At 45.5% G+C, this 26,932-nt stretch carries 25 protein-coding genes; 8 read left to right on the forward strand and 17 right to left on the reverse strand.

Features of this window, described 5'->3' with window-relative positions; all coding sequences use genetic code 11:
* The first annotated feature begins 21 nt into the window (after positions 1-21).
* On the forward strand, positions 22-555 hold the full coding sequence (locus NDI34_RS02105; protein ID WP_190985581.1) for a hypothetical protein: 534 nt from the start codon (positions 22-24) through the stop codon (positions 553-555).
* Between the two features lie 451 nt (positions 556-1,006).
* Here the strand turns inward: NDI34_RS02105 and NDI34_RS02110 are convergent, their stop codons facing one another.
* Both NDI34_RS02110 and NDI34_RS02115 read right to left on the reverse strand, forming a co-directional pair.
* Entirely contained in the window at positions 1,007-1,225 is a 219-nt protein-coding gene (locus NDI34_RS02110; RefSeq protein WP_190439938.1) for a hypothetical protein, read from the reverse strand.
* A gap of 180 nt (positions 1,226-1,405) precedes the next feature.
* The gene (locus NDI34_RS02115) at positions 1,406-1,819 is read right to left on the reverse strand and encodes a nuclear transport factor 2 family protein (RefSeq protein WP_348231706.1); all 414 of its coding nucleotides are present in this window, start codon (positions 1,817-1,819) and stop codon (positions 1,406-1,408) included.
* Between the two features lie 277 nt (positions 1,820-2,096).
* Here NDI34_RS02115 and NDI34_RS02120 point away from each other — a divergent pair, with 277 nt between their 5' ends.
* Both NDI34_RS02120 and NDI34_RS02125 read left to right on the forward strand, forming a co-directional pair.
* Positions 2,097-2,426, forward strand: coding sequence for a phosphomannose isomerase type II C-terminal cupin domain (locus tag NDI34_RS02120; RefSeq protein WP_190413787.1), 330 nt, complete (start codon positions 2,097-2,099; stop codon positions 2,424-2,426).
* A 400-nt stretch (positions 2,427-2,826) separates the two neighbouring features.
* A complete protein-coding gene (locus NDI34_RS02125; protein ID WP_348231707.1) occupies positions 2,827-3,090 on the forward strand; it encodes a hypothetical protein in 264 nt (87 codons plus the stop codon).
* Between the two features lie 63 nt (positions 3,091-3,153).
* On the opposite strand, the gene NDI34_RS02130 is transcribed toward NDI34_RS02125, so the two are convergent.
* The 4 genes from NDI34_RS02130 to NDI34_RS02145 all read right to left on the reverse strand — a co-directional run bounded on the left by NDI34_RS02130 (position 3,154) and on the right by NDI34_RS02145 (position 9,175).
* On the reverse strand, positions 3,154-4,479 hold the full coding sequence (locus tag NDI34_RS02130; protein WP_348231708.1) for a GTPase domain-containing protein: 1,326 nt from the start codon (positions 4,477-4,479) through the stop codon (positions 3,154-3,156).
* Positions 4,480-4,975: 496 nt separating this feature from the next.
* A complete protein-coding gene (locus tag NDI34_RS02135; protein ID WP_348231709.1) occupies positions 4,976-5,623 on the reverse strand; it encodes a Uma2 family endonuclease in 648 nt (215 codons plus the stop codon).
* Positions 5,624-5,689: 66 nt separating this feature from the next.
* Entirely contained in the window at positions 5,690-8,299 is a 2,610-nt protein-coding gene (acnB, locus tag NDI34_RS02140) for a bifunctional aconitate hydratase 2/2-methylisocitrate dehydratase (RefSeq protein ID WP_348231710.1), read from the reverse strand.
* Between the two features lie 450 nt (positions 8,300-8,749).
* Positions 8,750-9,175, reverse strand: a complete 426-nt coding sequence (locus NDI34_RS02145; RefSeq protein WP_190413660.1) for a DUF4278 domain-containing protein — start codon at positions 9,173-9,175, stop codon at positions 8,750-8,752.
* Positions 9,176-9,608: 433 nt separating this feature from the next.
* Here NDI34_RS02145 and NDI34_RS02150 point away from each other — a divergent pair, with 433 nt between their 5' ends.
* Positions 9,609-10,253 (forward strand): hypothetical protein, encoded by a 645-nt coding sequence (locus tag NDI34_RS02150; RefSeq protein WP_348231711.1) that lies wholly within the window; start codon positions 9,609-9,611, stop codon positions 10,251-10,253.
* A 6-nt stretch (positions 10,254-10,259) separates the two neighbouring features.
* Here the strand turns inward: NDI34_RS02150 and NDI34_RS02155 are convergent, their stop codons facing one another.
* From NDI34_RS02155 to NDI34_RS02170, 4 genes are read right to left on the reverse strand one after another with little or no spacing between them, the layout of a single operon-like run.
* The gene (locus tag NDI34_RS02155) at positions 10,260-11,708 is read right to left on the reverse strand and encodes a DUF1802 family protein (protein WP_348231712.1); all 1,449 of its coding nucleotides are present in this window, start codon (positions 11,706-11,708) and stop codon (positions 10,260-10,262) included.
* A gap of 8 nt (positions 11,709-11,716) precedes the next feature.
* Complete coding sequence (locus NDI34_RS02160) at positions 11,717-12,358, reverse strand: Uma2 family endonuclease (RefSeq protein ID WP_348231713.1); 642 nt, start codon at positions 12,356-12,358, stop codon at positions 11,717-11,719.
* Between the two features lie 29 nt (positions 12,359-12,387).
* Positions 12,388-14,250, reverse strand: coding sequence for a P-loop NTPase fold protein (locus NDI34_RS02165; protein WP_348231715.1), 1,863 nt, complete (start codon positions 14,248-14,250; stop codon positions 12,388-12,390).
* 46 nt (positions 14,251-14,296) lie between these two features.
* Entirely contained in the window at positions 14,297-14,989 is a 693-nt protein-coding gene (locus NDI34_RS02170) for a hypothetical protein (RefSeq protein WP_348231716.1), read from the reverse strand.
* A 164-nt stretch (positions 14,990-15,153) separates the two neighbouring features.
* On the opposite strand from NDI34_RS02170, the gene NDI34_RS02175 reads away from it, so the two are divergent.
* Positions 15,154-16,431, forward strand: coding sequence for a folylpolyglutamate synthase/dihydrofolate synthase family protein (locus tag NDI34_RS02175; RefSeq protein ID WP_348231717.1), 1,278 nt, complete (start codon positions 15,154-15,156; stop codon positions 16,429-16,431).
* A gap of 68 nt (positions 16,432-16,499) precedes the next feature.
* Here NDI34_RS02175 and NDI34_RS02180 read toward each other — a convergent pair whose 3' ends face one another.
* Positions 16,500-17,063 (reverse strand): adenylate kinase, encoded by a 564-nt coding sequence (locus tag NDI34_RS02180; RefSeq protein ID WP_348231718.1) that lies wholly within the window; start codon positions 17,061-17,063, stop codon positions 16,500-16,502.
* 303 nt (positions 17,064-17,366) lie between these two features.
* Here NDI34_RS02180 and NDI34_RS02185 point away from each other — a divergent pair, with 303 nt between their 5' ends.
* The 3 genes from NDI34_RS02185 to thyX are packed head-to-tail and all read left to right on the forward strand — an operon-like array spanning position 17,367 to position 19,272.
* Positions 17,367-17,903: a P-loop NTPase family protein gene (locus NDI34_RS02185; RefSeq protein ID WP_190439959.1), complete on the forward strand. Its 537-nt coding sequence runs from the start codon at positions 17,367-17,369 to the stop codon at positions 17,901-17,903.
* Positions 17,904-17,955: 52 nt separating this feature from the next.
* The gene (gene dcd, locus NDI34_RS02190) at positions 17,956-18,537 is read left to right on the forward strand and encodes a dCTP deaminase (RefSeq protein ID WP_190537077.1); all 582 of its coding nucleotides are present in this window, start codon (positions 17,956-17,958) and stop codon (positions 18,535-18,537) included.
* Between the two features lie 12 nt (positions 18,538-18,549).
* Positions 18,550-19,272, forward strand: coding sequence for an FAD-dependent thymidylate synthase (gene thyX / locus NDI34_RS02195; protein WP_190537078.1), 723 nt, complete (start codon positions 18,550-18,552; stop codon positions 19,270-19,272).
* A gap of 24 nt (positions 19,273-19,296) precedes the next feature.
* On the opposite strand, the gene NDI34_RS02200 is transcribed toward thyX, so the two are convergent.
* From NDI34_RS02200 to NDI34_RS02225, 6 genes are all read right to left on the reverse strand, one after another.
* Positions 19,297-20,796: an NAD(P)/FAD-dependent oxidoreductase gene (locus NDI34_RS02200; RefSeq protein WP_348231719.1), complete on the reverse strand. Its 1,500-nt coding sequence runs from the start codon at positions 20,794-20,796 to the stop codon at positions 19,297-19,299.
* A gap of 90 nt (positions 20,797-20,886) precedes the next feature.
* Complete coding sequence (gene cobD, locus NDI34_RS02205; protein WP_348231720.1) at positions 20,887-21,963, reverse strand: threonine-phosphate decarboxylase CobD; 1,077 nt, start codon at positions 21,961-21,963, stop codon at positions 20,887-20,889.
* A 26-nt stretch (positions 21,964-21,989) separates the two neighbouring features.
* Positions 21,990-22,271, reverse strand: a complete 282-nt coding sequence (locus NDI34_RS02210; protein ID WP_190413637.1) for an HU family DNA-binding protein — start codon at positions 22,269-22,271, stop codon at positions 21,990-21,992.
* 376 nt (positions 22,272-22,647) lie between these two features.
* Positions 22,648-25,296, reverse strand: a complete 2,649-nt coding sequence (locus NDI34_RS02215) for an AMIN domain-containing protein (protein WP_348231721.1) — start codon at positions 25,294-25,296, stop codon at positions 22,648-22,650.
* A 45-nt stretch (positions 25,297-25,341) separates the two neighbouring features.
* Positions 25,342-26,133 (reverse strand): hypothetical protein, encoded by a 792-nt coding sequence (locus tag NDI34_RS02220; RefSeq protein WP_190667440.1) that lies wholly within the window; start codon positions 26,131-26,133, stop codon positions 25,342-25,344.
* Entirely contained in the window at positions 26,130-26,930 is an 801-nt protein-coding gene (locus tag NDI34_RS02225; RefSeq protein WP_190413631.1) for a PilN domain-containing protein, read from the reverse strand. The genes NDI34_RS02220 and NDI34_RS02225 overlap by 4 nt, the downstream gene beginning before the upstream one ends.
* Positions 26,931-26,932: the final 2 nt, after the last annotated feature.

Here is a 26,932-nt window from a genome sequence, read left to right on the forward strand (position 1 = left end):
CTGAAATTCTTTTTTAATCCTATGTTACAGACAGCCGCATCTACCAACCTGAATATTCTTTTAGAAAACCTCCTTTTCCTAGTAATTGTTACGTCTTTTCTTATCTTTGCGGGTTGGCTTTGGAGACATTCACCTCCCTTCACGATTCCTCAACCACTGCCGCCTTGGTTTAGAGCGTGGTTATTTGTTGTACTGCTAGTGGGAGTGGCGCTTCCCCTAGTAGCAATGGTTCTGTGGGGCATATGGTGGAATCATCCCAGCGTATTTCAGGTACTGGTGCCGTACTTTGTCATTTTGGGGTTACAAATTTTATCCGAAAGCGTGACAACGAGACGGTTTCAATCCTGTACGTTCGTGATGGTTCCTTGCTTATACCTTCCTTATCGCGTTTGGCAATTATATAGTGGATTGACGCTTCTGAATTGTGAGAGTGGGACAATCTGGATACAGAGATTATTAGTGCTGGAAATTGTCCTTTGGATTTTTAATTACGGCGTACACTTGTCGCAGATTCCCCGGCTTCTTAATTGGGAATTAAAACCTCAAAGTGATTAAAATTTAGCGGCAGTTCTTGAAAGGTAAAAGTATGTGAGTAGATGAATTATGGCAGCGTATTCACATCTTAATGCCAGGAATTTATATTAATAATACTTAGTAATTATTTTGATTGGTAGATGAAAAGCACAAACTAGAGTACGATAACGGCTATAGCCGTCCTAAATAATTCGTGAATTATAAGACCTCAACTTCTTAGAGAAGCTGGGGATATGAAGGGTAGCATCTTGCAAATCCAATAGGATTACTATGGATTTAATTAGCAGGAGATTTATAGGACAAATATCAAATTATTATTTTTATAATATTTATCTTTAGGTCATAAAAAATTCTGGTAAAATTTAATGGTTGCTCTAAATATTCAATGTTGTATATTTGTAGAATCAAAGCGCAGCAAAACACTAAAAAAATTAACAATAAAGTAATAGTAAATTTTAATCACCGGCACTATTTATATTAGGGCAGAAATTTCATCTACAACTTTCAGCCGGTTCTTGCGGACAGCGTAAAGTAGCCGATCAATTGCTCGTTTGTCTTCTTCGCTGATTGCATCTTGCAACAGTGCAGCCATCAGCCCATATCGGTCAGCGAGAGTAATGTTACCAGAGTAGGTAGCTTGAGCAAATAGTTCAGCGATCGCAGAGTCGAGAGGGCAGATTTGAACGGGCATTGTTACGGGTATTAACTCGATACTTCTAATATCAAGCTTTTGCCCGTCTTACTGAGTGATGAAACACTTTGAAAAATGTGACAATACACTGGAAAATCGTGCGATCGCGGGTTTAAGTAAAGGTGATGAGCAGCTAATTGCTGAGTGATATAAATCACACAACTAGCCCTGCGACGGAGACTATTCTGGGTGCGATTCTACTTTGGGCTGAACCACAACCGAAAGATACTCGCGGTAACGACAAATCTTGTCGCCACGAACATCGAAAGCGATCGCCCCTCGGTTCTGATAAGGCTTCCCCCGCAGATGCCCTTGAGAGCGAATCTCGAACACAACGGTCGTCTCGTTACTGGTGACGCCATCTAGCGTCACCACCAGCTCATTGTTGAAAGCTTCAGACGCATACTCAAAGAAAGCAGCTGCCCGTGCTTTACCGACATTTTCCCCCTGATATTGCCCCACTGGAAACCAGAAGCTAAAGTCATCCGCAAGCATTTCCAAAAACGGTTCCCACTTGCCGGTTCCCATCCCCTGAGTGAAGTGCCCAAATGCACGCTGGGCAGTTTCCATCGTGCTTTGTTGTGTTTGTGCCATGTTTGTAAGCTGCCGCAACTAAATCAATTGTGGCAAAAACAAGCGGAGAGAAGCCGTAGAAATCTCATGGGAACCGCAGGATGCCTGCTTGCACGCTTCGGATGCCGCTACCAACTACTAGCACCCTCGATATATTGTCCCACCGATAATTAGTGCAGAGGAACTTTCAAAAATGCGGCAAAATTGAGATGCGAATCTTCGGAGACAAGCAGGGATGAATAGCAACCAAAATGAGGGGCAGGCTTCGATTCTGCCCTTACCTGAAGATAGTGACACAATGCGGATACGACCTTGGGGCACAGTCACCGTTTTAGAAGAAGGGCAACGCTACCGGATTAATCGCATTGAACTCAACCCAGGTCATCACATTAGCACCCAAATGCACTATCACCGCAGCGAACACTGGATCGTTGTATCTGGCACCGCCAAAGTGATTTGTGATGGTAAAGAGACAACCTTAATTCAAAAACAGTCAACCTACGTGCCGATGTCTACAGCTCATCGGGTTGAAAATCCAGGGTGTATTCCTCTCGTGATGATTGAAGTCCAAAATGGGGAATACCTGGGAGAGGATGACATCATCCGTTTTGACGACGCGGAAACCTAACATCGCAAAATCAAAGGCTATCGTGGTTCTCAGTTGACTCAAATACAAGACCGAACCCCTAGCTCATTCTTTTGTAGAGAATGGGATAGGGGTTTCATACAAAGACAGAAAGATGAAAATACTTCTTGAAGATTCTTCAAAATTGACCAAAATCCGGATAAATATCAGCTTTGCAATTGCAGTTTCTCCCAGACTATCGCCACTTTGTATGAAACCACTCTGCTTCCCTGCAAGGGAAGGCAGCTGGGGTTAGGTTTTTTGGCGATAGGCGGAGGATGCGATCTCACTCTTGAAACGCAGCACGTAGAAAAAAGCGATCTCCACTCACACAAGTTTATGTCATAACTGTGTGTATCCTAACGGATATTATAAGAATATCCAATTATTAGGCACGAAAGTTATGACACTAATAACCCTGAACCAAATACTTAAACAGATGGAGACACTTGAAACAAAAGAAATTAAACAGCTTAATCAAATCATTCAAGAATATCTTGCCGAGCGAGAAAAAACTATCAATAAAGCAGCATTCCACCAAGCTCTCATTAATTCTGGATTAGTCAAGCAGATTAAGCCTCCTGCATATCAGCCTATCGCTGAAAGACAACTGATTAAGGTAGAGGGAAAGCCAGTTTCTAAAACTCTCATTGAGGAACGCCGTTAAATGGCAATTTACTTCTTAGACAGTAGCCCATTGGTCAAGCGTTATATTAGCGAAATAGGAACTTTAATAGTTTTCTAATTCCTTGAGATTATCTTTACAATAATTGATAACTCTTCCTCGATTTACCTTAGTCCAATCATCAATCTTTTGTTGAGCGTGTAATTCTTTAATCTGACTTTTCATAGCTTTAGCTTCATCTTCAGACAAATTTTTACCACGACCAAAACCATTATGCTCAAGTCCCCAGACAATAGCTAATAAATCTTTAACAACATCTTCAATCTGTGCTGATGTCATTCTTACATCTACTCGATCGTCGATATCAGAAAATACCGCGAAACTTCCTAAAGCTGCTCCAAATCCCCCAAATATTTTTGCTCCCTCAACCGCACCTGCAATTGTAGCTAAACCACCACTGAGATATCCTGTAATTACAGCACCTACAATTCCTCCAACAACAGCACCAACAGTACCAAGAACCGTTGATACACTTGTAGTCATTCCTAACCTTCCGGAAAAAGAGATTCTATCATGTGCTTTCAATATCAAATCTTCTGCGGAATCGGTTGGGTATTCAGCCGCAACTTCATATAATTTACTCACATAGGCAATAAACTGCACTGTTTCTTTGTTTATCACTCTTAAAATTTTGTCTCGGCATTCTCCTTTTTGATCGCCATTGTATTCACTTTTCTTGACGTTAACTCTAATTTTTTGCAAATTTTCAACGCTATCAGATAAAGCTTCACAAACTTCCTCTCTGATTTTATTTTGTCGTTCTTTAAATCTCTTCAATCCTTCTACAAAATCTTCTTTTTTATTAATTCGTAAAGTTTCATAGATAGCATCGTAAATTTCTTTTTCTTTAGAGCGCCTATCCCAATGAGCATCAAAAACTATAGTTTTATTAACTCCTTGTTTATTTAATATTTCCTTCCATTGACGGCAACGATTTTCGACTTTTTCATACCCAATACCTTGTAAATTTTGGTAATATTGATTTAAGATTGCTATAGTCTTAGGTTGTACCCTTCTTACAATCTCCATTTCATCTTTATAACCTCCATCATAAGTTACACTTAAATTTACCAAATAAATAACTATATCACTTTGCTCAATAGACTTTATTGCATCCAAATCTAATGCCATTTTTTCTTGGTCTACCTTTGATAATATTTCTCTATTAAGATAGTTTATAGCGATTGACGGATATACAAAGCCTGGAGTATCAATAAAAGTTGCTTGAAGTCCGTCATAGTAATAAAGTTTACCTTTTTTTGTAATATTTGGTGCATCACCTACTTCACCAACGTTGAGCCGCATTAAAGTTCTAATCAGAGTTGTTTTACCCACATTGGTATGTCCAGCTACAGCAATTTTAATAGTCATGTCTGATATCTGAGTACCCTTTTTTACCTATGTTAAACTACTTCTTCTGAATACTGCCACCTGCATAACATTGAATTTATTCAGTAATTTGTAAAGAAATATTAAGAAAAATCTTTTAAAACCCTTGATATTCTTCCCTGAGACTAAGCTATAATCGCTAAAATACTTACTATGTCTAGCTTGTATGACCGTAACAAAAATTTTACAATTGATAGATTAGTTAGTCTTCAAGCACACAGGAAACCACCTCAATAACTTACAAAAGATAGAACAACAGATAGTTTTAGAAATGAGCAAATCTAATCAACCCGTCTCAAGGGAAGATCTAAGACAAGCTTTATCCTTGCTATCAATGGAATTGATTAATGGGTTACAATCTTTGAAAAAACGCTATTTACTCAAAACAATAGAGGGAGAGAAAATTTTGTTTAATTTATATCCCATTTTTCGAGAATATGTTAGTGATTTAAATAGTTGATAAGAATCAGCTTAAGTTTTACGTCTCTGTAATTTGTTCTTGTACCCAAGTTCTAAAAGCTCTCATTGTCTTATTCCTACCAACCGTTTTTACCTGAGTCAAATACTGAGGAATCACCTCAATAAGCGGTAAATCAGGGAATATTAGACTAAACTCTGACTCGATATACTTTCCATCTCGTAATATATTTATTTGTAACTTCCCTTTTTCAAAGCGCCAAAGCTCAGACACTCCTAAAGCTTCATAAATACTTGGATGAGTGCGCGAAGTTATATCTATCTCTAAGGCTAAATCTGGAGGTGGGTCAATGGATAAGTCTAATTTTTCTTTTCCTCTTACTGCTGCTTCATTCTGAATATAGAAACAGTTATCGGGTTCTATCCCTTTCAGCATATCCGGGTTTTTAAAAGTAGTAGAACCAAGAGGATAAAAATCAATATCTAGTTCTTCTAGAAGAATTCCAATAAAATCAGTGATAAACAGTTTAATGCTTTCATGCTCTGGCAAGGGTGTCATGATTTCTAATATTCCATTTTCATAGGCTACTCTTGAGGCACGATGTTCGCCTAACTCTTCTAAAATGGTTTCAAATTCTTGCCAGGTTATATCTTCTAGAAAAACTTTATGACCAGGCGGGATATTAAATCGCTTTAATTCCAATAGCATCTTTAAGCCTCATCTTCAATATTAGGAAAGTAAGGTGGGGAATGCCCACCCTACTTTAATTATCGACTAGCGCAACGCACCAGAGGGAATACCCAAAATATCCTCAATCTTGGGCATATCTTCCAAGGAAACTACGCGACCTTCATCCTCAAAATTAGCGATTTGGTCGAAGTTGAGATAGCGATACAAATCACCCGCAAAAGGATGAATTTTCTTCGCCACAATCTCCATGTATTCTTGCACTGTGGGAATGCGTCCTAACATCGCACAAACCGCTGCTAATTCAGCAGAACCGAGATAAACTCGCGCATCTTTACCCATGCGATTATTGAAGTTGCGAGTGGAAGTAGAAAATACGGTTGTACCGTCATCCACACGCGCCTGATTTCCCATGCAGAGACTGCATCCCGGCATTTCTGTACGCGCACCTGCTGCATCAAATACGCTATAAACACCTTCTTCTTTTAGTTGGTGTTCATCCATGCGGGTTGGAGGACAAATCCAGAGGCGAGTTTTAACTGCTGCTTCCCCTTCCAGTACCTTCGCAGTGGCGCGATAATGACCGATATTTGTCATGCAAGAACCGACGAATACTTCCTGCACGGGGTCATTCTGAACTTCGGACAGCAACTTAACATTATCCGGGTCATTTGGTGCGGCGACGATTGGTTCCTTGATTTCGTTCAAGTTAATCTCGATAATTTCCGCATATTCTGCATCTGAATCGGCTTCCATTAATACGGGATTTGCCAACCATTCTTCCATTTTTGCTACGCGGCGCATGATGGTACGGGCATCTTGATAACCCCGCGCTACCATGTTTTTCATCAGCGCTACGTTGGAACGCAGATATTCAGAAACTGTCTCGATACTTAACTTAATTGTGCAGCCTGCACAAGAACGTTCAGCACTCGCATCGGTAAGTTCAAAAGCTTGCTCAACTTTTAAATTTGGCAAGCCTTCAATTTCCATGATTCGCCCGGAAAAGATGTTTTTCTTGTTCTGCTTCTCTGCTGTTAGCAAACCTTTTTGAATTGCCACGTAGGGAATCGCGTTCACGATATCCCGCAGCGTCACACCGGGTTGCAACTCGCCTTTGAACCGCACTAAGACGGATTCTGGCATATCTAAAGGCATCACGCCCAAAGCAGCTGCAAAAGCAACTAAGCCGGAACCGGCGGGGAAGGAAATTCCCAAGGGGAAACGGGTGTGGGAGTCGCCGCCCGTTCCTACGGTATCGGGTAGCAGCATCCGATTCAGCCAAGAATGGATAATGCCATCGCCGGGTCGTAAGGCGACGCCGCTGCGAGATGCAAAGAAATCGGGCAGTTCGTGATGGGTTTTGATGTCAACGGGCTTCGGATAAGCGGCGGTGTGGCAGAAACTCTGCATCACCAAATCTGCACTGAAACCGAGACAGGCGAGTTCTTTCAACTCGTCGCGGGTCATGGGGCCGGTGGTATCCTGAGAACCAACCGTTGTCATCAGCGGTTCGCAGGAAGTGCCGGGACGCACACCATTGAGTCCGCAGGCTTTCCCGACCATTTTCTGCGCTAGAGTAAATCCCTTGCCGGTATCGATGGGGGGTCGAGGACGGATGAAGATTGGACTGGGTTCTACTAATCCGAGGGCAATTCTGGTTTTATCGGTGAGGGTGCGTCCAATCAGGAGGGGAATACGTCCGCCTGCGCGGACTTCGTCGGTGATGGTGTCGGGTTTGAGGCTGAAGGTGGAGATTACTTCGCCAGATTCGTTGGTAATTTCACCTTTGTAAGGATAAATGGTGATTACCATGCCGGTTTCCATGCGGGTAACATCGCACTGGATGGGCAATGCGCCTGCATCTTCGGCGGTGTTGAAGAAAATCGGCGCGATCGCACTCCCTAATACATATCCCCCAGCCCGTTTATTTGGTACGAAGGGGATATCGTTGCCAATGTGCCACAACACGGAGTTAATCGCAGATTTGCGGGAAGAACCCGTTCCGACGACATCCCCTACATACGCCACGGGATGCCCTTTTTTCTTCAACTCGACAATCGTTTCCAAACTTCCCGGTTGCCGAGATTCCAGCATTGCCAAGGCGTGCAAGGGAATATCCGGGCGGGTTGTGGCATGGGTTGCGGGAGATAAATCGTCGGTGTTCGTCTCTCCCGGCACCTTAAACACGGTGACGGTAATCGCTTCTGGCAAGGTGGGGCGACTGGTAAACCACTCCGCCGCCGCCCAAGCGTCAATGACTTGCTTGGCATAGGAATTCGTCTCGGACAATTCCAAGACATCGTGGAAGGCATCATACACCAGCATGATTTTGCTTAAAGCTGTTGCGGCGGCTGATGCCAATTCATCGTCAGATTTGAGTAAATCTATCAACGATTGCACGTTGTAGCCGCCTACCATTGTTCCCAGCAGTTCTACTGCATAGATAGGGGTAACTAGAGGGCTAATGGTTTCACCTTTGGCGACAGCGGTGAGAAAGCCAGCTTTCACGTAAGCAGCCGGATCGACGCCTGGAGGAATGCGATCGCGCAGCAATTCCAACAACGTCTCTTCTTCACCCGCTGGAGGATTTTTCAACAAGTCGCACAATTGAGAAGTCTGCTGGGCATCCAACGGCAGTGGTGGAATTCCGAGTGCCGACCTCTCAGCGACGTGTTGACGATAAGATTCAAGCATTTTCAAGTCTCCTAATCTCAGCAAAATTTGGGGGCGGTAGCGCTTTTATCGCATCGCTTTTGTGTTCTCAATCGTGAGGATGCGATTCACACGCTTTTTGCCCTCGATCGTTAGAAGTCAACACAAGGCAGAGCGCTACTGCTTAAGTCGCAGATTACCTTTATTAATTATTGTGAAAAAATGGAATAAAATTTGTAGGATTCGCTGCAACGACCCTTACCAGTAACGGTTTATTTGCCAGAATCCATTCCCATAAAAAAAAGGGCGATCGCTCTCTATCGCCCACGTAGCTTTATAAACCAGGAATCCGTCGTCTTCAGCTTTGAAGATTTCGTGCTTAGATAAAATTTTACACCTAAAGGGGGAGGAGTGCGCTCCTTCACTCTTTACGGTTGAGTCAGCAGTAATTGCTGACTCAACCGCAAGCACAGCCAGATATTCTGGAAACTCCTAGAGGCACAATGTCAGTTGCTTCGACTCTGCTTCTAGAAGGCGAATTAGATTTTCGTCACCTTTGGCTTTAGCGACTTGTATCCGATGTTCCAAGCTGCGGTGGATATTCGCTAAGTGACTTTTAGCCGCGTTATCCAACACTTTTCGCCGACTTGTATCGGTTGGCAATTTCCGATCGCCTAGAGGTGCCATCCCTTCACATGAGATTTGCCTCTCTAGAGCATCCCTAGTCGTGCCGGTTTTGCCGATGAAGTAGGGGACTCCCCGATAGTTCAAGTTAACAATCGCATCGGGAACTGCAATATGTCTGGGATATGCAACGTTGTAAGTCTGTCCCCGATACTTCCCCACAATCTCGCTTTCGGTTACTTCCAGCGTGGGTGAAGTTTTTTCGTAGCTGACGCCGCGATAAGAGAGTTTCATAAGTTTCGCCTCCGATTGAGTTTCCTGAGTATTTGTTACTAAGCAAGGCACGCTGCTTCGCGATCGCGCTCTACTTTTATTCCCCAGAGCCACTGACGGCTATGAATACTCAGTCAGTGGTGAACTAGCTAATTTATTTCTGTATCTATTTTTACATTTTTCCCTTTAAAGTGTCAATTTTTAAGAGATTTTAAGAAAATCTTTTCAGCGATCGCCAGGAAGTCGTCCAACTTACTTTGCCAGCGGCTGAGGTTAACTGCTTTACCTGATTCAGTGGCTAGGAGAAGCGATAAGCCGCTGTACAAATCGGGAAACAATCAATGGTTAATCAACGACACTAAAAATATTCGATAATCTTCTATCGGAAGTATTAAACCTCATCTACCTCCTAGGAAGGATAAAGAAGTCTGTTTTAGTAGTGCCAAGAAAAATTATGAAACTCAAAAGCTTTTCCGCGTTACAGATTGTAATCAAAAGAACTGCCTTTCTAATCATTGCGGCTTTCGTGCTGGTTGTGGTTTTTGTGAATCGGGCGAATGCAAACGGGGCGGAGTTCCTGGTCAGTAACGGCAATAATTTCGATGTCAATGAAATTCAATTTAAGCGAGTTGAATATGTCGGGCAATGTCCGGGAACTGTAATGAATCCAGGCACAAGAAAAGCTCAGTTTGTTTCCAAGTCAACTCCACCCGCACCGAAGAGGAAAGTGACAATCCGGAACGTGACTCAGGGTATGAAGAGTAATCCTTATCCCTACACGAGCAGAGGTTACAGTGAAGGGGAATATTCTCAAGGTGTTGATTTGAGTTTGGGAAATAGCCATCAAACTCGTACTTTTGCAGTTCTGCAAGGCGAAAATAAGTTTGAGTATGAAATTAAAGAAGGAGAAAGAATAATTGAACAAGGTACTTTTACAGCGGAAGTTTCTGTAAAAGATGTTGGAGTTTTTCCCCGCGATACCATTTGTGAGGAAAAATTAGAATGTCGAGACGATGGAGACTGTTACGACAGAAACGGAAAGAAGAGAGGAAGTCGTCAAAGATGCTATACAACTAATACCTGCAATTGTCCTAGCTGATAAGACTTATGCGGCTGGCAAGTCACGGAGGAAATAGAAGCGATCGCTCCCATCACTCCCTTTTTTCCGCCCCAAGTATCCCGTTAAAGGTGAGGAAAGCTCAATCAGAATATCGTGCATTTCCTCAGTTTTTAATAGCTGAGGAGGATGGGAGCCAAAATATGCGCCATGTAAAGCTTCAACACCAGCATTATCTAAACCTGTGTTTTGCAGGTAATTTTTTACAAGCTGGACTAGATGCGATCGCAGACGAATACTACTTTCAACTTTTTGAATATATTCATCGATCCTATAGTCAATTTGTCCAGGCACTAAATACGGTTTTAGCTCAATTGGGTTGACTGAACCAGGAAATTTAGCTTGTAATTGAACTAGCTTTTGTAAAGTCATAGGATTAATGATGCTGATTCCAAAAGCAAACTTTTCGGCTGATTTTTGAAGATTAGGTGTCGGTTGACCAGGACCAATAATTAACTTAACAGCTACTTGAAAACCATCTGCACCCAGATGTCTTGTCCCAATTCTGATTAATTCTTCAACTGTACCATCAGGGATACTCTTACCTGCTTTGCATTCTCCTACTAACGGATAAGGCTTTATACAGTACAAGTCCATACCACCTGCACCGCCTTTAGCATTGGGGTCAACACCAAAGCCTAAAAAGGCTAGGCTTTTATGGACGATTTGTTCAAAAGCTGTGCCTTTTTCGTAATTACCGCCAGTCGTAGCAGTGCCCAAATCATTGATTGTACTAATCCAAGAAAGGTCTGGATCAAGCTGTTGGATAGGTTGTTCGTTTGCCCAACCTAAAAATGTTTTGATATAGTGATTTAATTTCTCAGATGCTGGATCAGTGATAGACATCTGAGCGATCGCATTCTGCAACTCTTCCAATTCTGGATGCGATGGCGGTAGTCGATTTTCTAGCTGGTATTGGCGTTGGGAGAAGAGGCGATCGCTCACTACAGGCGAAGATTCAGTAACAGTCAGAAGATGCGGTAAAGAAACAAAATTACCCTTAGTATTTACCGGAACTTCTAGCGGATGAGGTAGCGGATAAACTCGCAAATAAGCCAGAAAAATATAAGGACGTTGAGACAGAATCTGCTGCAATGCTTCTTCTGTCCAAATTGTCAACTGCGACAAAGCTTCTAACGCTTCTGAATTATCTATAATTTGGCACAATTCGCACCTAGCCCAACCTTTAATTGTGACTGTTTCAGAATTTAACTGGGAAAATACAGTTTGAGCGATAGACAAAAAATTCGGGCGATATTGTTGCTCTGTTGGCAGCAAGTTAATCGAAGTATCAGCAGGATAAAGAGCAAATTTTCGCCCCGGATCAATGAATGTCCGAGGCATGGCTGCGATCGCTCTCCCTTCACTTAAAGCTTTAACGTCTGGCGCTGGTAGTTTTAAAGCAGTATCAATATTTACAGAATTAATTGACGGCATACTTCATTTTATTGTTGAAATTGAGTTAATAACCAAGCCACAACTTGCGAGTGTGCCATTTGACGACTGCGGCGCAAAGTCTCTTCTAATACTGCCATTTTTAAACCTGGTAATACTTGAGATTGAGTAATTCTTCTACTACCGCTAGAGATGATTTCAAAAGCAATTATTTGAGCTTGTTGCACATCAACTATCCAATATTCAGATACTTTAATATCTTCATATAGCAATCGTTTTTCGCCTTTGTCGTCAGCTAAGGTAGTGTCAGAAATCTCAATAGCTATGTCGGGAGGTGGAGTGATATCAAGATTAGCGATCGCTGTTCCTGTCGGTACCATTTGCGCCCGTTCTCCGATGTAGTAAGATACATCAGGTTGGCATTCTCGAACACCTGTTTTCCGGTAGCTACAGTTATCCAAGCAATTCAGTGGGATGTTTTTGATAGCCGCGAATAAGGTGACAGCAATAGCAATAATCCCATTATCTTTTGCATGATCGGGACCTACTGACATAGTTTCAATCCTCATTCGTCCATTGTAGTAGTAGCCTTTAGCTTTTTGATAAGCTGGGTCTTCAATGGTTTGGATAAATTCATCCCACGTAGCTACTACCCAAGTATTAGTCGGTAGTTTTGTCCGCATGGTACTCATATATTTCTCTGTTGCGGTATTGTGTGAGTTTATACAACACTATCTTCATCAACTAAACCACTAGGAACTTCCCCAGATGGGTCGCTCAGAATTTCATTGATGAGATAATTGTCAGTCGCTAGCTTCTTCTGGACAATGAAGTCTAAAATTTGCTCCTCACTCAACTCGTAATCGTCACGACCTTCATAGACAAACAAAATAGCTAAAAGGGGCTTGATGTTGTCACCTGTCAGCGACACCCATTCCCCGCCCAATTCCTGGGACAAAAGTTTACTTAAACACTCTTGGGCTTTTGTCGCACTAGGGCTAATTTCTTTAGAGCGAACTAGGCAACCACGAGTCAGATTAAACTTTTTGTAGTCGATTAGACGCTTCAATCCAGCTTGTACTCCTATGCCACTGGATTGCTGAATAACTGCTACACCAATCTTGACCGTTTTTCCCTTTTCATTACCTATGATTTTGAAGTCAATGTAACCTCTGTCTGAGCCTTTAGCTTCAACTTCTACAATGTCCTCAACTTTGACTTTCTCTATAGTCTGTCCAATTACGGTGTCGAAGCTCAACCGCAGAGCCTTAGCAAGTGTAGTCTTATCCTCCAGTAAGGTTGCTATACTCCCATCTAGAGCTGCAAGCTCTTTATTAAAAGCAGCTTCAACCGGATGAGTCGGAGGTGTTTCTATGCCTGTAAATCGATTTTTCTCATTTACCTCAAAATGCCCTGCACACCATTGGAGAACTTTCCGTACAGGCGGCTTTTCTTTACTTAATTCTCTCAATTGGCTTTCGACAAACGGATAGACAGGATGCGGGGGGACTAAATTTCTCGATTCATAAAACTCGTTGAGCCATAGGGTTACTAGCTCAACAATAGAATCACCATCCATAGGTTGTAGCTCGATTGGCTCTTTCGTCGTTGTTGAAACCCGATAAGGTATGCCACCCGGAAGCGGCTTAATTTTTATTTTCCAGGTGTCGGGAATCATGACGGTTAGAATAACAACTCCCCGGCTACCACTAGCTAAATTAAGACTTTCAAACAAATTGCTAACTAATTGAGATGCAACTACTTGTGCTTTTGTATAACCTCCTTCGTTGAGGTCAACTCCCTCTAGCTGGTCAAAACAAACGGTCAGCGCACTATAATCACTGATCAAACTTAAGATTTGCAATACGGTATCAAAGGCATTGGCTTCTCGATCTTCTTTATCAATGTTAGGCAAATCCAGTTCGGCAGCTTTTTTTTCAGATATATCAAGACCAGATAACCATTTAATTGCAAAAGGGGCATGAGCTTCTGAAAGTGTCCATAGAATAGCCCGCACGACATCAGGATCGCTGATATGAGGTTTTGTTTTTAGAACCGCTTGAGTCAGCTTATCCATGCCATATTTTTTTAGCCACAGAGGAAATTGTTTAATGCTTTCTTGAGAATATTTTTTATTCTTTACAGTTTGGTTTAACATAGCCGTAGCTAGTTCTTGCCACTGCTTTACCCCCTGACTACCCACTTGGCTAAGACTATCTCCCAAAGTTTGTAAGAATTGGTATTGAATCCGGTCTAAGTCACTAAACTTACTGGCACTGGCGTAAACAAATAAAGCACCCCCCTGAGCTTGTAAACGGTGGCGAATGCGACTAATAAGGTGAGTTTTGCCAACTCCTTGTTCAGCTGTTATGGCGATAGAGGTAACTTTGCCTTGACCGGAGCTAACCTGTTTAATCGCTTGAAAAACAGCGTCAGAAGCATGGGCGTTCAGAGTTGAAATATCGGGAAATCCTTGACCCCAAACATCCTGAATCCTGACAGCAGCACCTTTAAGAGCAAACGGGTTGTGACTTTCGATAGCAGCGTTGAGTTCTTCAATTGGAGAGGCAGAAAAGTTTGTCATGGCAATTTGTGTGAGGTAGGCGAATAAAAAAGGGTCAAGTTCAACTTTAGGAATTCAAGCGCTTGGCATAGTAGCGCAATCCGCTGAGTTCAGTGGTGATTGAGTCCTCAGCTTTGTCAGGGGTGATGTCTGGCATCTCTCCACCCATCAACTGAAAAATGTCGTTGGCTTGCATTTCCAACACCCATTCATCAAACTGCGATCGCGTAACTCGTTCCCCAATCTCTCGGCGAATCCGGTAAATCGGCACCAGGTTGTCCAGGTTATAATCCCGGTTCAGCTGGTCGTATACTTCCAACGCTACAGGTTTAAACTCGTCGTAGGATGCGATCGCTTTCTCGGTTGCCTTACTCGATGTAGCAGTTGCCCCATTTACAGGCGTTCCCGTTTCTCTGAGCCACTTCAACAAAGCATTGGCAGTTTTTGCCCCAATTTGGCTGTCAAACTCGAAATCAGCGTTTTTCAATCCTTCGCCAAGCAGCTCAACGCCTTTGCCAGACAGGGATATTTTGTTTTTGGAGATAGCGATCGCTCCCGATGTTTGCAACTGCTCAAAAACGCCCTGATAGTCTCCTGCTCTCTCGTTTGTTCGTTTAACTCTTTCGGTTAAGTCACCTTTTTTAACTTCCTCATCGGCTCCCTTCATATCCCACAAAGCAAGCAGCACGCGAGTTTTCGCTTGGGCTTCCGTACCTTTTAACCCTTTAGCTGTATCTTTTGATTTTTCTTTGGGTGTCATCTCAGTAATTCCAGATAATTGCGATCTACAATTAGTATTCCCACTCAATCTAGCCAAAGTTATCGTTCCCGTCACTCTTAAGCAAATTGCGATGAGACAGGGTAAAAAAGTCAATTTACTAAAACATTAAGTTTAATTAAAAAAAAGTTAGTATCTGATTGCTTGTGGATATCGACTCAATTCTTCAACCGTTTCAGCGCTTTGGTGTTCATCTCGGTTTAGAGCGCATTCAAAAATTATTAGCTTCCTTGGGCAACCCGCACCACAAAGTGCCAGTGATTCATGTTGCTGGAACGAATGGTAAAGGCTCAGTTTGTGCTTACCTTTCCGCAGTGCTGACTGAAGCCGGTTATCGCGTGGGGCGGTATACTTCCCCTCATTTAGTTGATTGGAACGAGCGCATCTGTCTAAACGAACAGCCGATATCGCTAGAAACGCTAGAAAAATTGCTGCGACAAGTCCAAGCAGCTATTCAACCAGATGAAGAGTCACCGACGCAGTTTGAAGTCATCACCGCCGCCGCTTGGTTGTATTTTGCTCAAGCTCAGGTAGATGTGGCGGTGGTGGAAGTAGGTTTAGGAGGGCGTCTGGATGCGACGAATGTATGCCCTAATCCTCTCGTCACAATTATTACTTCTCTCAGCCGAGAACACTGGCAGAATCTTGGCCCTACTTTAGCGGATATTGCTAGAGAGAAAGCCGGGATTCTCAAGCCGGGATGTCCTGCTGTCGTGGGACAGTTGCCAGAGGAGGCAAGGGCGGTGGTACAGCAGCGGATTATTGAACTGGGTTGTCCGGTTGTTTGGGCTGAACCAGCGGTGGAGTTAAGAACCGCGAAGACGCCAAGGACGCAAAGAGAAGAAAGAAGGGTGGAGTATCAGGGGATAAAGTATCCTTTGCCGTTATTGGGAGATATTCAGCTGAATAATTCGGCGTTAGCGATCGCATCTCTCCAAATTCTCTCCTCACAAGGTTGGGAAATTTCAGAAGCAGCGATCGCTTCTGGTATGGCAAAAACTCAATGGATTGGGCGTCTTCAGTGGACAAGTTGGCAAAATCATCGGTTATTAATCGATGGTGCCCATAATCCAGCCGCTGCGATCGCATTGCGTCAATATGTCGATACCCTAGAAAAATCGCCGATCCATTGGGTGATGGGGATGCTTTCTACGAAAGATCATGCGGATATTTTTAGTGCATTACTTAGAAAGGGCGATCGCTTGTATTTAGTCCCCGTCCCGGATCATAGTTCCGCCGATCCAGAGTATTTAGCTACCTTGGCTCAAAATATCTGCCCAGAATTAGCCGATTGTCGCACCTACCCGGATCTCACGGCTGGATTAGAAGCTGCGATTTCTCCAGAAAGTTTATTAGTTTTGTGCGGTTCACTTTATTTACTAGGTCATTTTCTGGAACAAAACCGCTCTGCTGCATCCAGATAATCCTTGTATTTTTAACGCAGAGGAACGCTAAGGTAAACGCAAAGTAACGCAGAGGAAGAATCCCTGTATTACTCCGCTCTCGCCACCAAGTTTTTGCACAAAATATTGTGCTGCACTTGCTCTGGGGTTTGGTTTCCGTTGACAGTCAACAACCGTTGGCGATGTTCGTAGTATTCCAGGATGGGAATTGTGCGTTCTTGGAATAATTCGAGGCGGCGTTGTACGATTTCTGGTTGATCGTCTGGACGCGATCGCTCTAGGGAACGGCTTATCAACACTGATTCTGGCACCTCTAGCCAAATTGCCCAATCTAGATGTTGTCCCAAATCTTCCAGCAAAAAATCTAATTCTTCTGCTTGAAAAGCAGTACGCGGATAGCCATCTAACAGCCATCCAGCCTTGATATCCGGATGTTGGAGACGCTGGCGCATGAATTCGATCATCAGGGCATCGGGCACTAACTCACCCTTTTCTACATAGGATTGTGCTTGGACACCGAGGGGAGATTGGGATGCGATCGCTTGCCGCAAAATGTCGCCCGTGCAAATTCCAGGAATCCCCAGGTGACTGCATAGCAATGCAGTCTGCGTTCCCTTACCTGCCCCAGGCCCTCCTAGAATTATTAGTCTCACGGCACCTTGCTCCTGCTGTGATTGAATCAAGCATCGCCGGAAGCTGAACTTTGATCCAGCTTTCAACCAAGCCTATGCTGGCTATTTTGCCATTGATCGGTCGCTCAGCGAGACTGACGAAGCCAAGAACTAATACAAGAACTAATACAGGATAGTCAGCACTTAACGGGCTTGACGGATGGATATATCTAGTGTTTGATTATGAGGCAAAATAAAAAAATACACTACATATCGTTTGCCAACCCAACTCTTCTGGGGCAAGCGATTCGCTCTTCAAGATTCCTCACGATTAAACTTTGCCTTATGGTTGCCCAGCTAGAAACCCCAGCGCTTCATTCAGATCGTCGCCTGCTCCCCACTATTGAAGGACTGGTGCAAGTTTTTACCGGCGCTCACCGCAGCTTTTTTACCGGAGTGATAGCGCAAGCGCTGCGAATTGCCGGTCAAGGAACCTCAGTTTTAGTGATTCAGTTCCTCAAAGGCGGAATCAATCAGGGACACGAGCATCCCATGCGCTTAGGGCAAAATCTAGATTGGGTTCGTTGCGACTTACCCCGTTGCATCGATACCCCACACCTCGACGAAGCGGAAACTCACTCTTTACTCCAGCTTTGGCAGCATACCCAAAAAGTAATCTCCGAAGGCAAATATTCCCTCGTCGTTCTGGATGAATTGAGCTTAGCGATTAACTTTGGCTTAATTCCCGAATCCGAGGTACTCGCGCTGCTCGAAAAACGCCCTGCTCATGTAGATATCATTTTGACTGGCCCAGAAATGCCCCAAGCACTTCTGGATGTCGCCGACCAAATTACTGAAATACGTCGTAGTCACCGACCCTAAGGAATACACTTCACGTTATCCTAGTATTCCGGTTGGGATTACTTGTGAACCTGTGATTAAGAACGATATCTGGATTACCGAAATGGCTCAAAAGGGTATGATTTCGCCCTTTGAGCCTAAATTAGTTCGTCGTGTGGACGACTTACCTGTTATCTCATTTGGTCTGAGCAGCTTTGGTTACGATATCAGGCTCTCGCCTGTGGAATTCCACATTTTCAGGCATATTCCTGGCACAGTCGTCGATCCCAAAAACTTTAATCCTGAAAATTTGGAGCCGACAAAACTCCATACCGATGCGAATGGTAGCTATTTCATTCTGCCAGCTCATACCTATGGATTAGGCGTGGCATTAGAAAGACTAGAAGTGCCTGAAAATATTACTGTATTGTGCATTGGAAAAAGTACATACGCACGATGCGGGATCATCTGCAATCTAACGCCTGCTGAGGCTGGTTGGAGAGGACATTTAACCCTAGAGGTTTCTAATTCATCAAATGCAGATTGCCGTATTTATCCCAATGAAGGAATTGTGCAACTGCTATTTTTTGAGGGTAAACCTTGCGAGGTGAGCTATGAATCTCGTCAGGGTAAATATCAAGATCAGCCGGAAAAAATTGTTATAGCACGAATATAAGGAAATACTCAGGTGAAATATTTTCGTGTTGAGGTAGTTGCTGCCACGCCGAATCCCCAACAAGTTATTTGGGCAGCAATGCATCAAGATTACTCCGAAGAGTTGGTTTGGAATAGTTGCGATCGCTGGCCTGATGAGGAGCGAAGCGGCGAACTGATTATTAAACATTTATTATCAGGCGATCGCGGACATTACGGCCCTCTAGAACATCCTCAAATTACTGTTAATGTGGGTTATTTCCCGCATTCGATGATGCAGCAACTCCGCACTCATCGCGTGGGCGTAAGCTTTGATGTACAATCCTTCCGTTATACCGGACAGAGAATTGTTGATGTTGTAGAGGGCAAATTAGATATAGAAGAAGCTTTCTATTTACGTCCGGTTGGTAACTATACGAACCGTCAGGGAAAACGCTATTTGTATTCGGAGGAACAACGTCAGGCTGATTTGCAATGGTGCGAAGATGCCTGCAAACATTATAAAAAACGCATAGATGAAGGACTTTCAGAAGAACACGCTAGAGGAATTATTCCTTTTGATGCCAGACAGCATTTTGTGCTGAGTTGTAATGTGCGATCGCTCATGCATCTATTAGACTTGAGATGGAAAAAAGATGCTCAACTTGAAGCGCAAAAGTTTTGCGAATTGCTCTGGGTTCATTTTGAACAATGGACACCGGCGATCGCTCAATGGTATTTGGAAAACCGAGCCAAAAAGGCAAAATTAGCTCCATAGCTTGCCAAAATAAACTTTATATGATTAGGAAGACCAAGACCGCCTGAAGTTAAAAAAACCTTCTAAGAAGTCTTCCAATCGGGTATTTTTCCAGAGTCGTTGTCGGTGCCACTCGTTAGCAGTTTGCTGAATAATTTCTGATAAGGTGGGGGAAATCGCAGGCAGCTGACTGAGAGCATCCACTTTTATTTTCTGTCGCATAGCGAGAGCGATCGCCCCGATTAACTCACCCGCTTCCATCCCCACTAGCGTTGCTCCTAGAATTTCTCCATTGCGACGCACCAGAATTTTACAAAATCCCGTGATTTCCCCTAATATCTGGGCTGCTGCCACTGCCTTGAAATATTGTCGCAACACTAAGACATCTTTACCGTACTGACGTCTCGCTTGCGCCTCGGTTAAGCCAACCCGCCCCAGCATCGGTTCCGAAAAAACACCTGTCGGAATGGCGCGATAGTCTACTTTGAAAATAGGCGCAAACAAGGCATTTTTGAGGGCAATGCTGGCTTCGTACCGAGCAATGTGGGCAGCTTGATAACCCCCAGCAACGTCACCACAAGCGTAAATACGGGGATTCGTTGTTTGCAGTTTCTCGTTCAACTCCATCCCACGCCGATTCATCTTGACGCCAACGCCTTCCAAGTTTAAAGCTGTGACATTCGGTTGCGGTCGAGTACATAGCACAATTTCATCGGCTTCAATCGCTTTGTTGCCAACGAGAACCCACTTTTTGCCGTCAATTTGTTTGACTTGCGTCACCTCTATTTGAGTCAGGACGCGGACGCCCTCAATTTCTAGCTGTGCTTGCACCACTCTCGCCGCTTCTGGGTCTTCTTTCGGCAGAATGTGGGAACTGCGTACCACCAGGGTGACATCAGCGCCCAACCGAGATAAAGTCTGCGCCAGTTCGGTGCCAGATGCGCCACCGCCAATAACCACCCAGCAGGGGCGAGGAGATGCGTCTACAGCTATCTGTTCGGGGGATTGCTGCCAAATATCTATCGGCGTCCGATAGCCAGTAGCTTCGAGTCCGTCAATTGCTGCAATCCCCGGACGAGAACCCGTGGCGATCAGGTAGGCACGCGATCGCAATCTCCGTCCGTTGACGACAAAAGCGAGGTAAGGTTTACGGCAAAATTCACCTTCCCCAACAATGACATCAACGCCCAAAGAAGCCAAAATCGCTGGGGAATGTTGTTCTTCTAAAGTGGAGAGGACGCCATCCGCCCACTGGATTGCCTCAGTCAATCGCCCCCCTGGAACGGGTTGCTGTTCTGTAGAATCAGCCAGATCCCAGGGGACACCAAATCGATTGAAGTCACTTTGCGGGTGAATCACTCGCCTAACCTGAGTCAAAGCTTTGGTATAGAGAGACCCTAACTGTAAGGACGATTGCCAGCGTCTCTCAGAAGGTGGCTGGGGTTCGACTAAGGCGACGCGGGCTTGCAGGTTGGCAGCAGCAATTGCGGCATGACGCCCTGCCTCCGTGCCGCCTATTACGACTAAGTCGTACTCAACTGCCATGATTTGTTCTTTGTCAGTTGTTAATTGCTAATGTGTTGATTGCTAATGGCTAATCGGAAAAATGAACAATTAGCCATTAGCGATTAGCCATTACAAAATTGCTGCTAGACCGTCGATTAGGCGCTGGTTATCAACTTCGGAACGCACGGCGACTCGGAAATAGCGATCGCCCAATTCTGGGAAGCTCAAGCAGTCACGAATCAGAATTTTACTCTGCTTGAGAAGTTTTTCCTGTACTTGCGAACTGGGTTGTTCTGACTCAACCAGCAAAAAGTTAGCAGCACCCGGTAGCGGTTGCAATCCCGGTATTTGCGCCAAACCTTGAAACAGGTGGGACTTTGCCGGTTCCAACCAATCCCAGGTTTCCTGTTGAAATTGTGTATCCTGTACCACAGCGACACCAGCGGCTGCGGCTAAGATGTTGACGGGCCAAGGATCGCGCCATTGTTGCCAGCGACGCAGACGGTCTGGGTGAGCGATCGCATAACCTAAGCGCAGCCCTGGCAGACTGTAGAACTTGGTGAGCGATCGCAGAATCACCAAATTTGGGTAGTCTTGCACCACTGGAATGAGGCTTTGCTGCTGGGAAGGCGGTAGAAAATCCATAAAGGCTTCGTCCATCACCACCAGCGCAAATTTCTCCAGATAAGGGATCAGAGTCTCTCTGAAAAACATCTGACCCGTGGGATTGTGCGGGTTATTCACCAGTAGACCAGTGGGATTTTGGATTTTGGATTTTGGATTTTGGATTGGGAATTCTAAATCCAAAATCGAAGCTCGAAAATCGGGAAGCGGGCACTCATGTACGTTGGCGCTAAACGTCCGGAGTGCCCGCCAGTAATCGCCAAATGCTGGTGTCACCAGACACGTTCCCGTCAGTTCTGATAAATCCCAACTTGCCCAGGTTAGTAACTCTGCCGAGCCGTTCCCAGGCAGAATCCAGTCTGCCGGGAGTTGGTGCAGCTGACCCAGAGACACCCGCAACTCGGCATAATCTGGGTCAGGATAGGCACGTAAGCGCTCTAGATGTGCCCCAATCGCCGCGAGTGCCGACTGGGGAGGCCCCAACGGGTTAATACTGGCAGAAAAATCAACAATGAGGTCGGGGGAACAGCCTGCCAGTGCAGCTGCCCAGGCTAAGTTACCCCCGTGAACAGGCCGAGTCAAGGATGATTGCCGCTTTGGATAAGTGGTTAATCTTCGGGCGCAACTTTTTCTTTAAACAACTTACCCGCAGAAAATGCAGGAACCTTCGTTGCGGGGATTTCCATTTTGTCCCCAGTTTTAGGATTGCGACCCTCGCGGGCTTTGCGTTCCCGCGATTCAAAAGAGCCGAATCCCACCAAAGTCACCTTATCGCCAGAAGAAACAGCTTCCATGATAGCTTCCAAGGCAGCCGTCAAAACAGCATCTGCTTGCTTCTTAGTGACAGAAGCCTTGTCTGCCACTGCATCAACCAATTCACCTTTATTCATGTTTAGTCACTCCAAATGGTTTGTACGGGCGTGATTATGACTAGCTCTAAAGTCCCAATCGGGGCTTTAGACACGAGCCTTTGAGGGCAATTTAGCCTCAAAAAAGCTGAAACTCTCGCTGTCTCGAAGTTTCACTGCATTATTCTAAAGTCTGCGTGCTGGATATGGATCGTCGAAAGCTTTAAGTTATGTAGATTTGAAGAGTTTTTTGATTAATTTTTCGGCAACGGGCACTTTTTAAGAGTTGCACAACCTAGTTTCCTAGGCAAAAACTCCGTCTAGGGCACAAATAAGCCCCCTGTCGGAAGTCGAACAGGGGGAAGTTGTGTTTTGTCTCTTCAAGGCTCAAGCGAGCGCTACTTGTTACTTACGCCCCTTACTTACGCTCCAATATCTGACGCGCATTTTGTCCTGGGGTGTAGCTGTAGCCAAACGCGGAACGGGACGAGTCATCGATAATCTGAGGAGTCAGCAACACGATTACCTCTTGCCGTTGATTCACCTTGTTGGTACTTCTAAACAAGGCACCCAGCAGCGGAATATCGCCCAAAATTGGCACTTTGGATACGGTCGTTCGCTCTGAATCTTGAATAATCCCCGACAGAATCAGCGTCTGACCATCTCGCAGGCGAAGTTGTCCAGAGTTCAGGTTACGCACCGTCAGCAAAGCGATTTGGTTGACATCATCACCAACGACTATATTTTGCTGACCGCCAATCGCAGTTACGGTGGGATTTACCGCTAAAGTGACGAAACCATTATCGTCAATTCGCTCGACTCTGATATTGAGGATTAAACCTGCCTGTTTAATTTCTGCGGTGACGGTTGTATTCGTCGTATTTTCAGTTGTTTCCGTTTCCCGCCGAATATTACCCACAACCTCTTGAGTCAAGTTTACGGTAGCCGACTGTCCTTCCTGGACAACCAGAGTCGGGTCAGTCAAAATCTTGGCATTGCCGCTTTGAATCTGCGCCCGCAATGAGGATAAGAACCGGCTAGGGAACTGCAATAGGGAAGGGAGAGCTGCCGTAACCGTCCCAACGGTTCCTGCTGTTGCAGTTGATGTTACCCTTCCAGTAGCGGGGTCAACGGTTTGAGTAATGATATTGTCTGTAGCTGGAGTAACGGTGATGAAACCACCCTGTAGCGGATTATTTAAGTTCACAAAAGGTCTAGGAAAAAGCCCAGCGCCTGCATTTTGCACCCTTTGAACACCATTTGGACCCACTATGATGGTACCGGGTGAAGTTCCCGGAATGCTTACGGGATTGTTTGGATCGAGGAAAACATTGGCTCCGCTAAATGGATTCTGGATAATAGGTGGGCTAACCTGACTCGTAGTCACCTGCTGGTTTGTCGGGGGTCTGACACCGCCGTAATTAAAGGCTGCTGCTCCCTGGTCAACACTGAAGAAGCTATCCCCGATCCCGAAGGAGAAGCTAGTGTTAAAGTCCTTGGTGTTCAATAGGTTGACATCAACGACCTTGACATTCACTGCCACCTGGCGACGACGGGCATCTAACTGGGTCAAGAGGTTTGTCGCAATTTCAACTTTGCGAGGAGAACCAACCAGGGTGATGGCATTGAGTCGCTCGTCGGCTGATACTGCTAACCCTTTGAGTAGTAAAGGGGCATTTCCCTCAGTAGCTCTCAGTGCTAAAATGCTTGGCGTTCTGATTTCTACAGTTCGCGCAGCGGCTCCCTCTCCAATGGTCTGAATTTGAATTTGCTCTGTAGGGATTTGCGTCTCTGCCCCTTGGGTCGTCAAGAAGTTTGCCGCAGCCGTGACAGGGACTTGATTGAGTCGCAGGCTGCGCGTGATGATATTTCGAGCATCGTCGGGCAGTCTGGCACCCACAAAAATTGTTCGTCCAACTCGGTTGGCTTCTAAACCGCTCAGCTGAAGGACGTAGTTGAAGACATCTTGAACTGGCTCATTTTCGATATCCAGGGAAATCGTAGGTCCCCCCTCGGTAGCACCACCTGGGCCAGGAGCGGCTGCTGGTTGCCCCGGAGTCCCGCCTGCTGCCGCGCCTCCCGTAAAGGCAAGGTTGAGACCAGCCGAACGGGCAAGCAGCCCTAAAACTTCTCGGACGGGAGCATCCCGCAACACTAAGCGGGGTACGCGCTCAGCTGTACCGAGATCGATGACAGCGGGGGCAGCATTGGTGTTGGAGGTAGTAATATCGCCGACTGGGGGCGCGATCGCTCTCGGCAAGAAAGGCGGTGCCGGACTGACGGGTTGCACTGTCCCCGCCGCTGGAGCCGGAACTCCGTCAATGGTAATGCGCGGGTTTGGCACCAGAACATCTGGGTTTGGCGGGTTGATGACTGGTTGAGGCTGAACCTCTGGTAGACCGGGCGCAGGAGTTATGCCACTGGGTGCTGGAACCTGAGGGATTTGACCGGGTGGCGTTTGGGGGAATACACCGCCCGGAACTGGCGTTTGAGCGAGTCGGGTTGGAGTCGGTGGTGTCTGTGCCGTTGGTGCAGGTGCAGTAGGAGAAGAATTAACAGGTGCTTGGGAGGAGAGCGTCGGCGGTGTTGCTTCAGTCGGCGGTGCAACAGAGTTAACGTTTAAGGTGATTCCCCCTTCCTTGTTCTGGCTAATCTGCCCGGTCGGTTTGCTGTTAGCTGCGCTGACTGTTACTCGGACACTATTGTCCTCCCGCTGGCTCACGACGATTGACTCAATGCCAGGAGCCGGATTTTCCTGACGGAAGCTGTCTCCCTCAGGTAAGCTCAGTCGGGCATTCAGCACATCTGCCGTTAACTCATTGCCACGGCTGAGTGTGAACATCTGAGGGCGTAGGACAGTGTCCTTGCCGGAGCGATCGCCCTCAGATGTCTTTAGCATCACTTCAACACCATTATCCGTGGGATTGAGTTGCACAGCGGTTACTTGCGTGGCAGCTGCTAAGACCCGTTGTGTTCCGGGTAGAACCAGTGCTGAACCGAGCAAGATTCCACCCAATATTGATAGCTGTTTCACCGTTTCCTCCTCACACAAAAGCAATTTTTGCACCTGAACAGCTTTCAGGTCGAATTCTCGACACCTACTTGCTGTCTCCTACTGGGGTGGTTGAGCTGCCGCTGCTGCTGCCGCTGCTGCTGCCGCCGCCTCTTTCGCTTCCTGCTCCGATAATGGCAGCAGCACCTCTAACCTAAAAGAGGTGTTAATCAAGGTTCGCTCTTTTGGTTTGCCAGTGGGGACAATTTGACCCTGCCGGTTTACCGTAATTTTCTGACTGGTCGCCGCGTCCTTTAAATCTGATTTCAAGTCTTTTACTACTAGCAGTTGCTGGAGTCGCTCTAGACTTCTCAGAATCGATTGGGTTTGTCCGTAGTCGCCTTCAAAGCTTACATTGTATACCTTACGTTTGAGCTTACCATTGACTTCCGGCCCCAAAGACCCATCAGTAATAATGTCACTACTGCTAGCATCAGCGGCATCGTTTCTTCTTGGCTCATACTTGGTCAATTTACCCTGTCTTGCCTTAACAAAACGATTGATATCTAGCATTAAGGTATCCAGGGTTCTGGAGCTACCAAACATGGAAAGGACAGCAGCTCTTTGCTGTTTTGCCTTGTTTAGGTTTACTTTCGCCGCATCAATTTTTTGCTGGAGTTGTGCCTGTTGTTGAATTTGCTGCTCGGTGTTTTCTACATCAGTTTGCAGTTGTTGATAAGAAGTCCACGCAGGCAACAACAAGTTAACGACCAAATAAGCTGCTCCTGCTAAACCCAACACTGCCAGCAAGGCACCGCTGACTGTTGGCGTGAACGTAATACCAAAGGCACTGGGATAGGCAGCCTCATCCTGGCCTTCATCGGATGGTATAAAGTCTTGACTTACCGTCATTTTTGCAGCGCTCCTGTGTTCTGAAGGTTTCTAAGCCGAGTCGCTAATCCCACTGCACCTTTGCGCTCCCACTCTCTAAGTAACTGGGAAGCCGGGGCATCGCTCAGGCTCGTTTTAATGGTGTATTCCACCACTTTTGGCAATTTAATTTCTACTCTAGCGTTGGAATTTCCTTGATCCTGGGGCTGTTGCACCTGAGTTTGATTGTCTTTCAACTCAGCCGCCACAATTTGGGTATCTTCGCTATCGAATAACTTAGATCGCTGTAGCGTTAGCAAAAAGTCGTTCACTTCATCAAAGGAGCGAGCGTACCCTTTGATTGACACGTTAGAACTCGGAGGGGCAGCGGCAGCAGTGGGGCTAGGGGCTGCTGCGGCGGTGGCTGGATCTGGAGCGGTTTGTTCAATGCTGGTAATTTGTAGACCGGGTGGCACGCGATCGCGTATATCCTGCAAAATCGCTGACCACGGAGCTAATTGATTAAACACGCTGGCGAGTGCCTGCGTTTCTCCTTTCACTGCCTGAGTTTCGTTGTTGATTGCTTGAATTTGCTGCTCTTTGGCTTTGCCTTCATTGAGCCGCTGTTCCAATTGAGCTTTTTTGGCGGTCAATTGTTCGGTTTGGTTTTGCAGCAACAACCACAACGCCCCAACTCCTGCTGGCAACAGCAGACCGACTGCCAATCCCGCCAACAGCGGCGTCATGTTTTTATTCCCAGAGGGAGCTTTGGCACCGGGGACATCGCGGCGGATGATGTCCGGGCGATCCTTAAGAAAATTAATATCTAGGCTATACATCG

Origin of the sequence: Trichocoleus sp. DQ-U1 (assembly GCF_039961925.1) — a bacterium.
In the GTDB taxonomy this organism is placed as follows: Bacteria; Cyanobacteriota; Cyanobacteriia; order Cyanobacteriales; family FACHB-T130; genus FACHB-T130.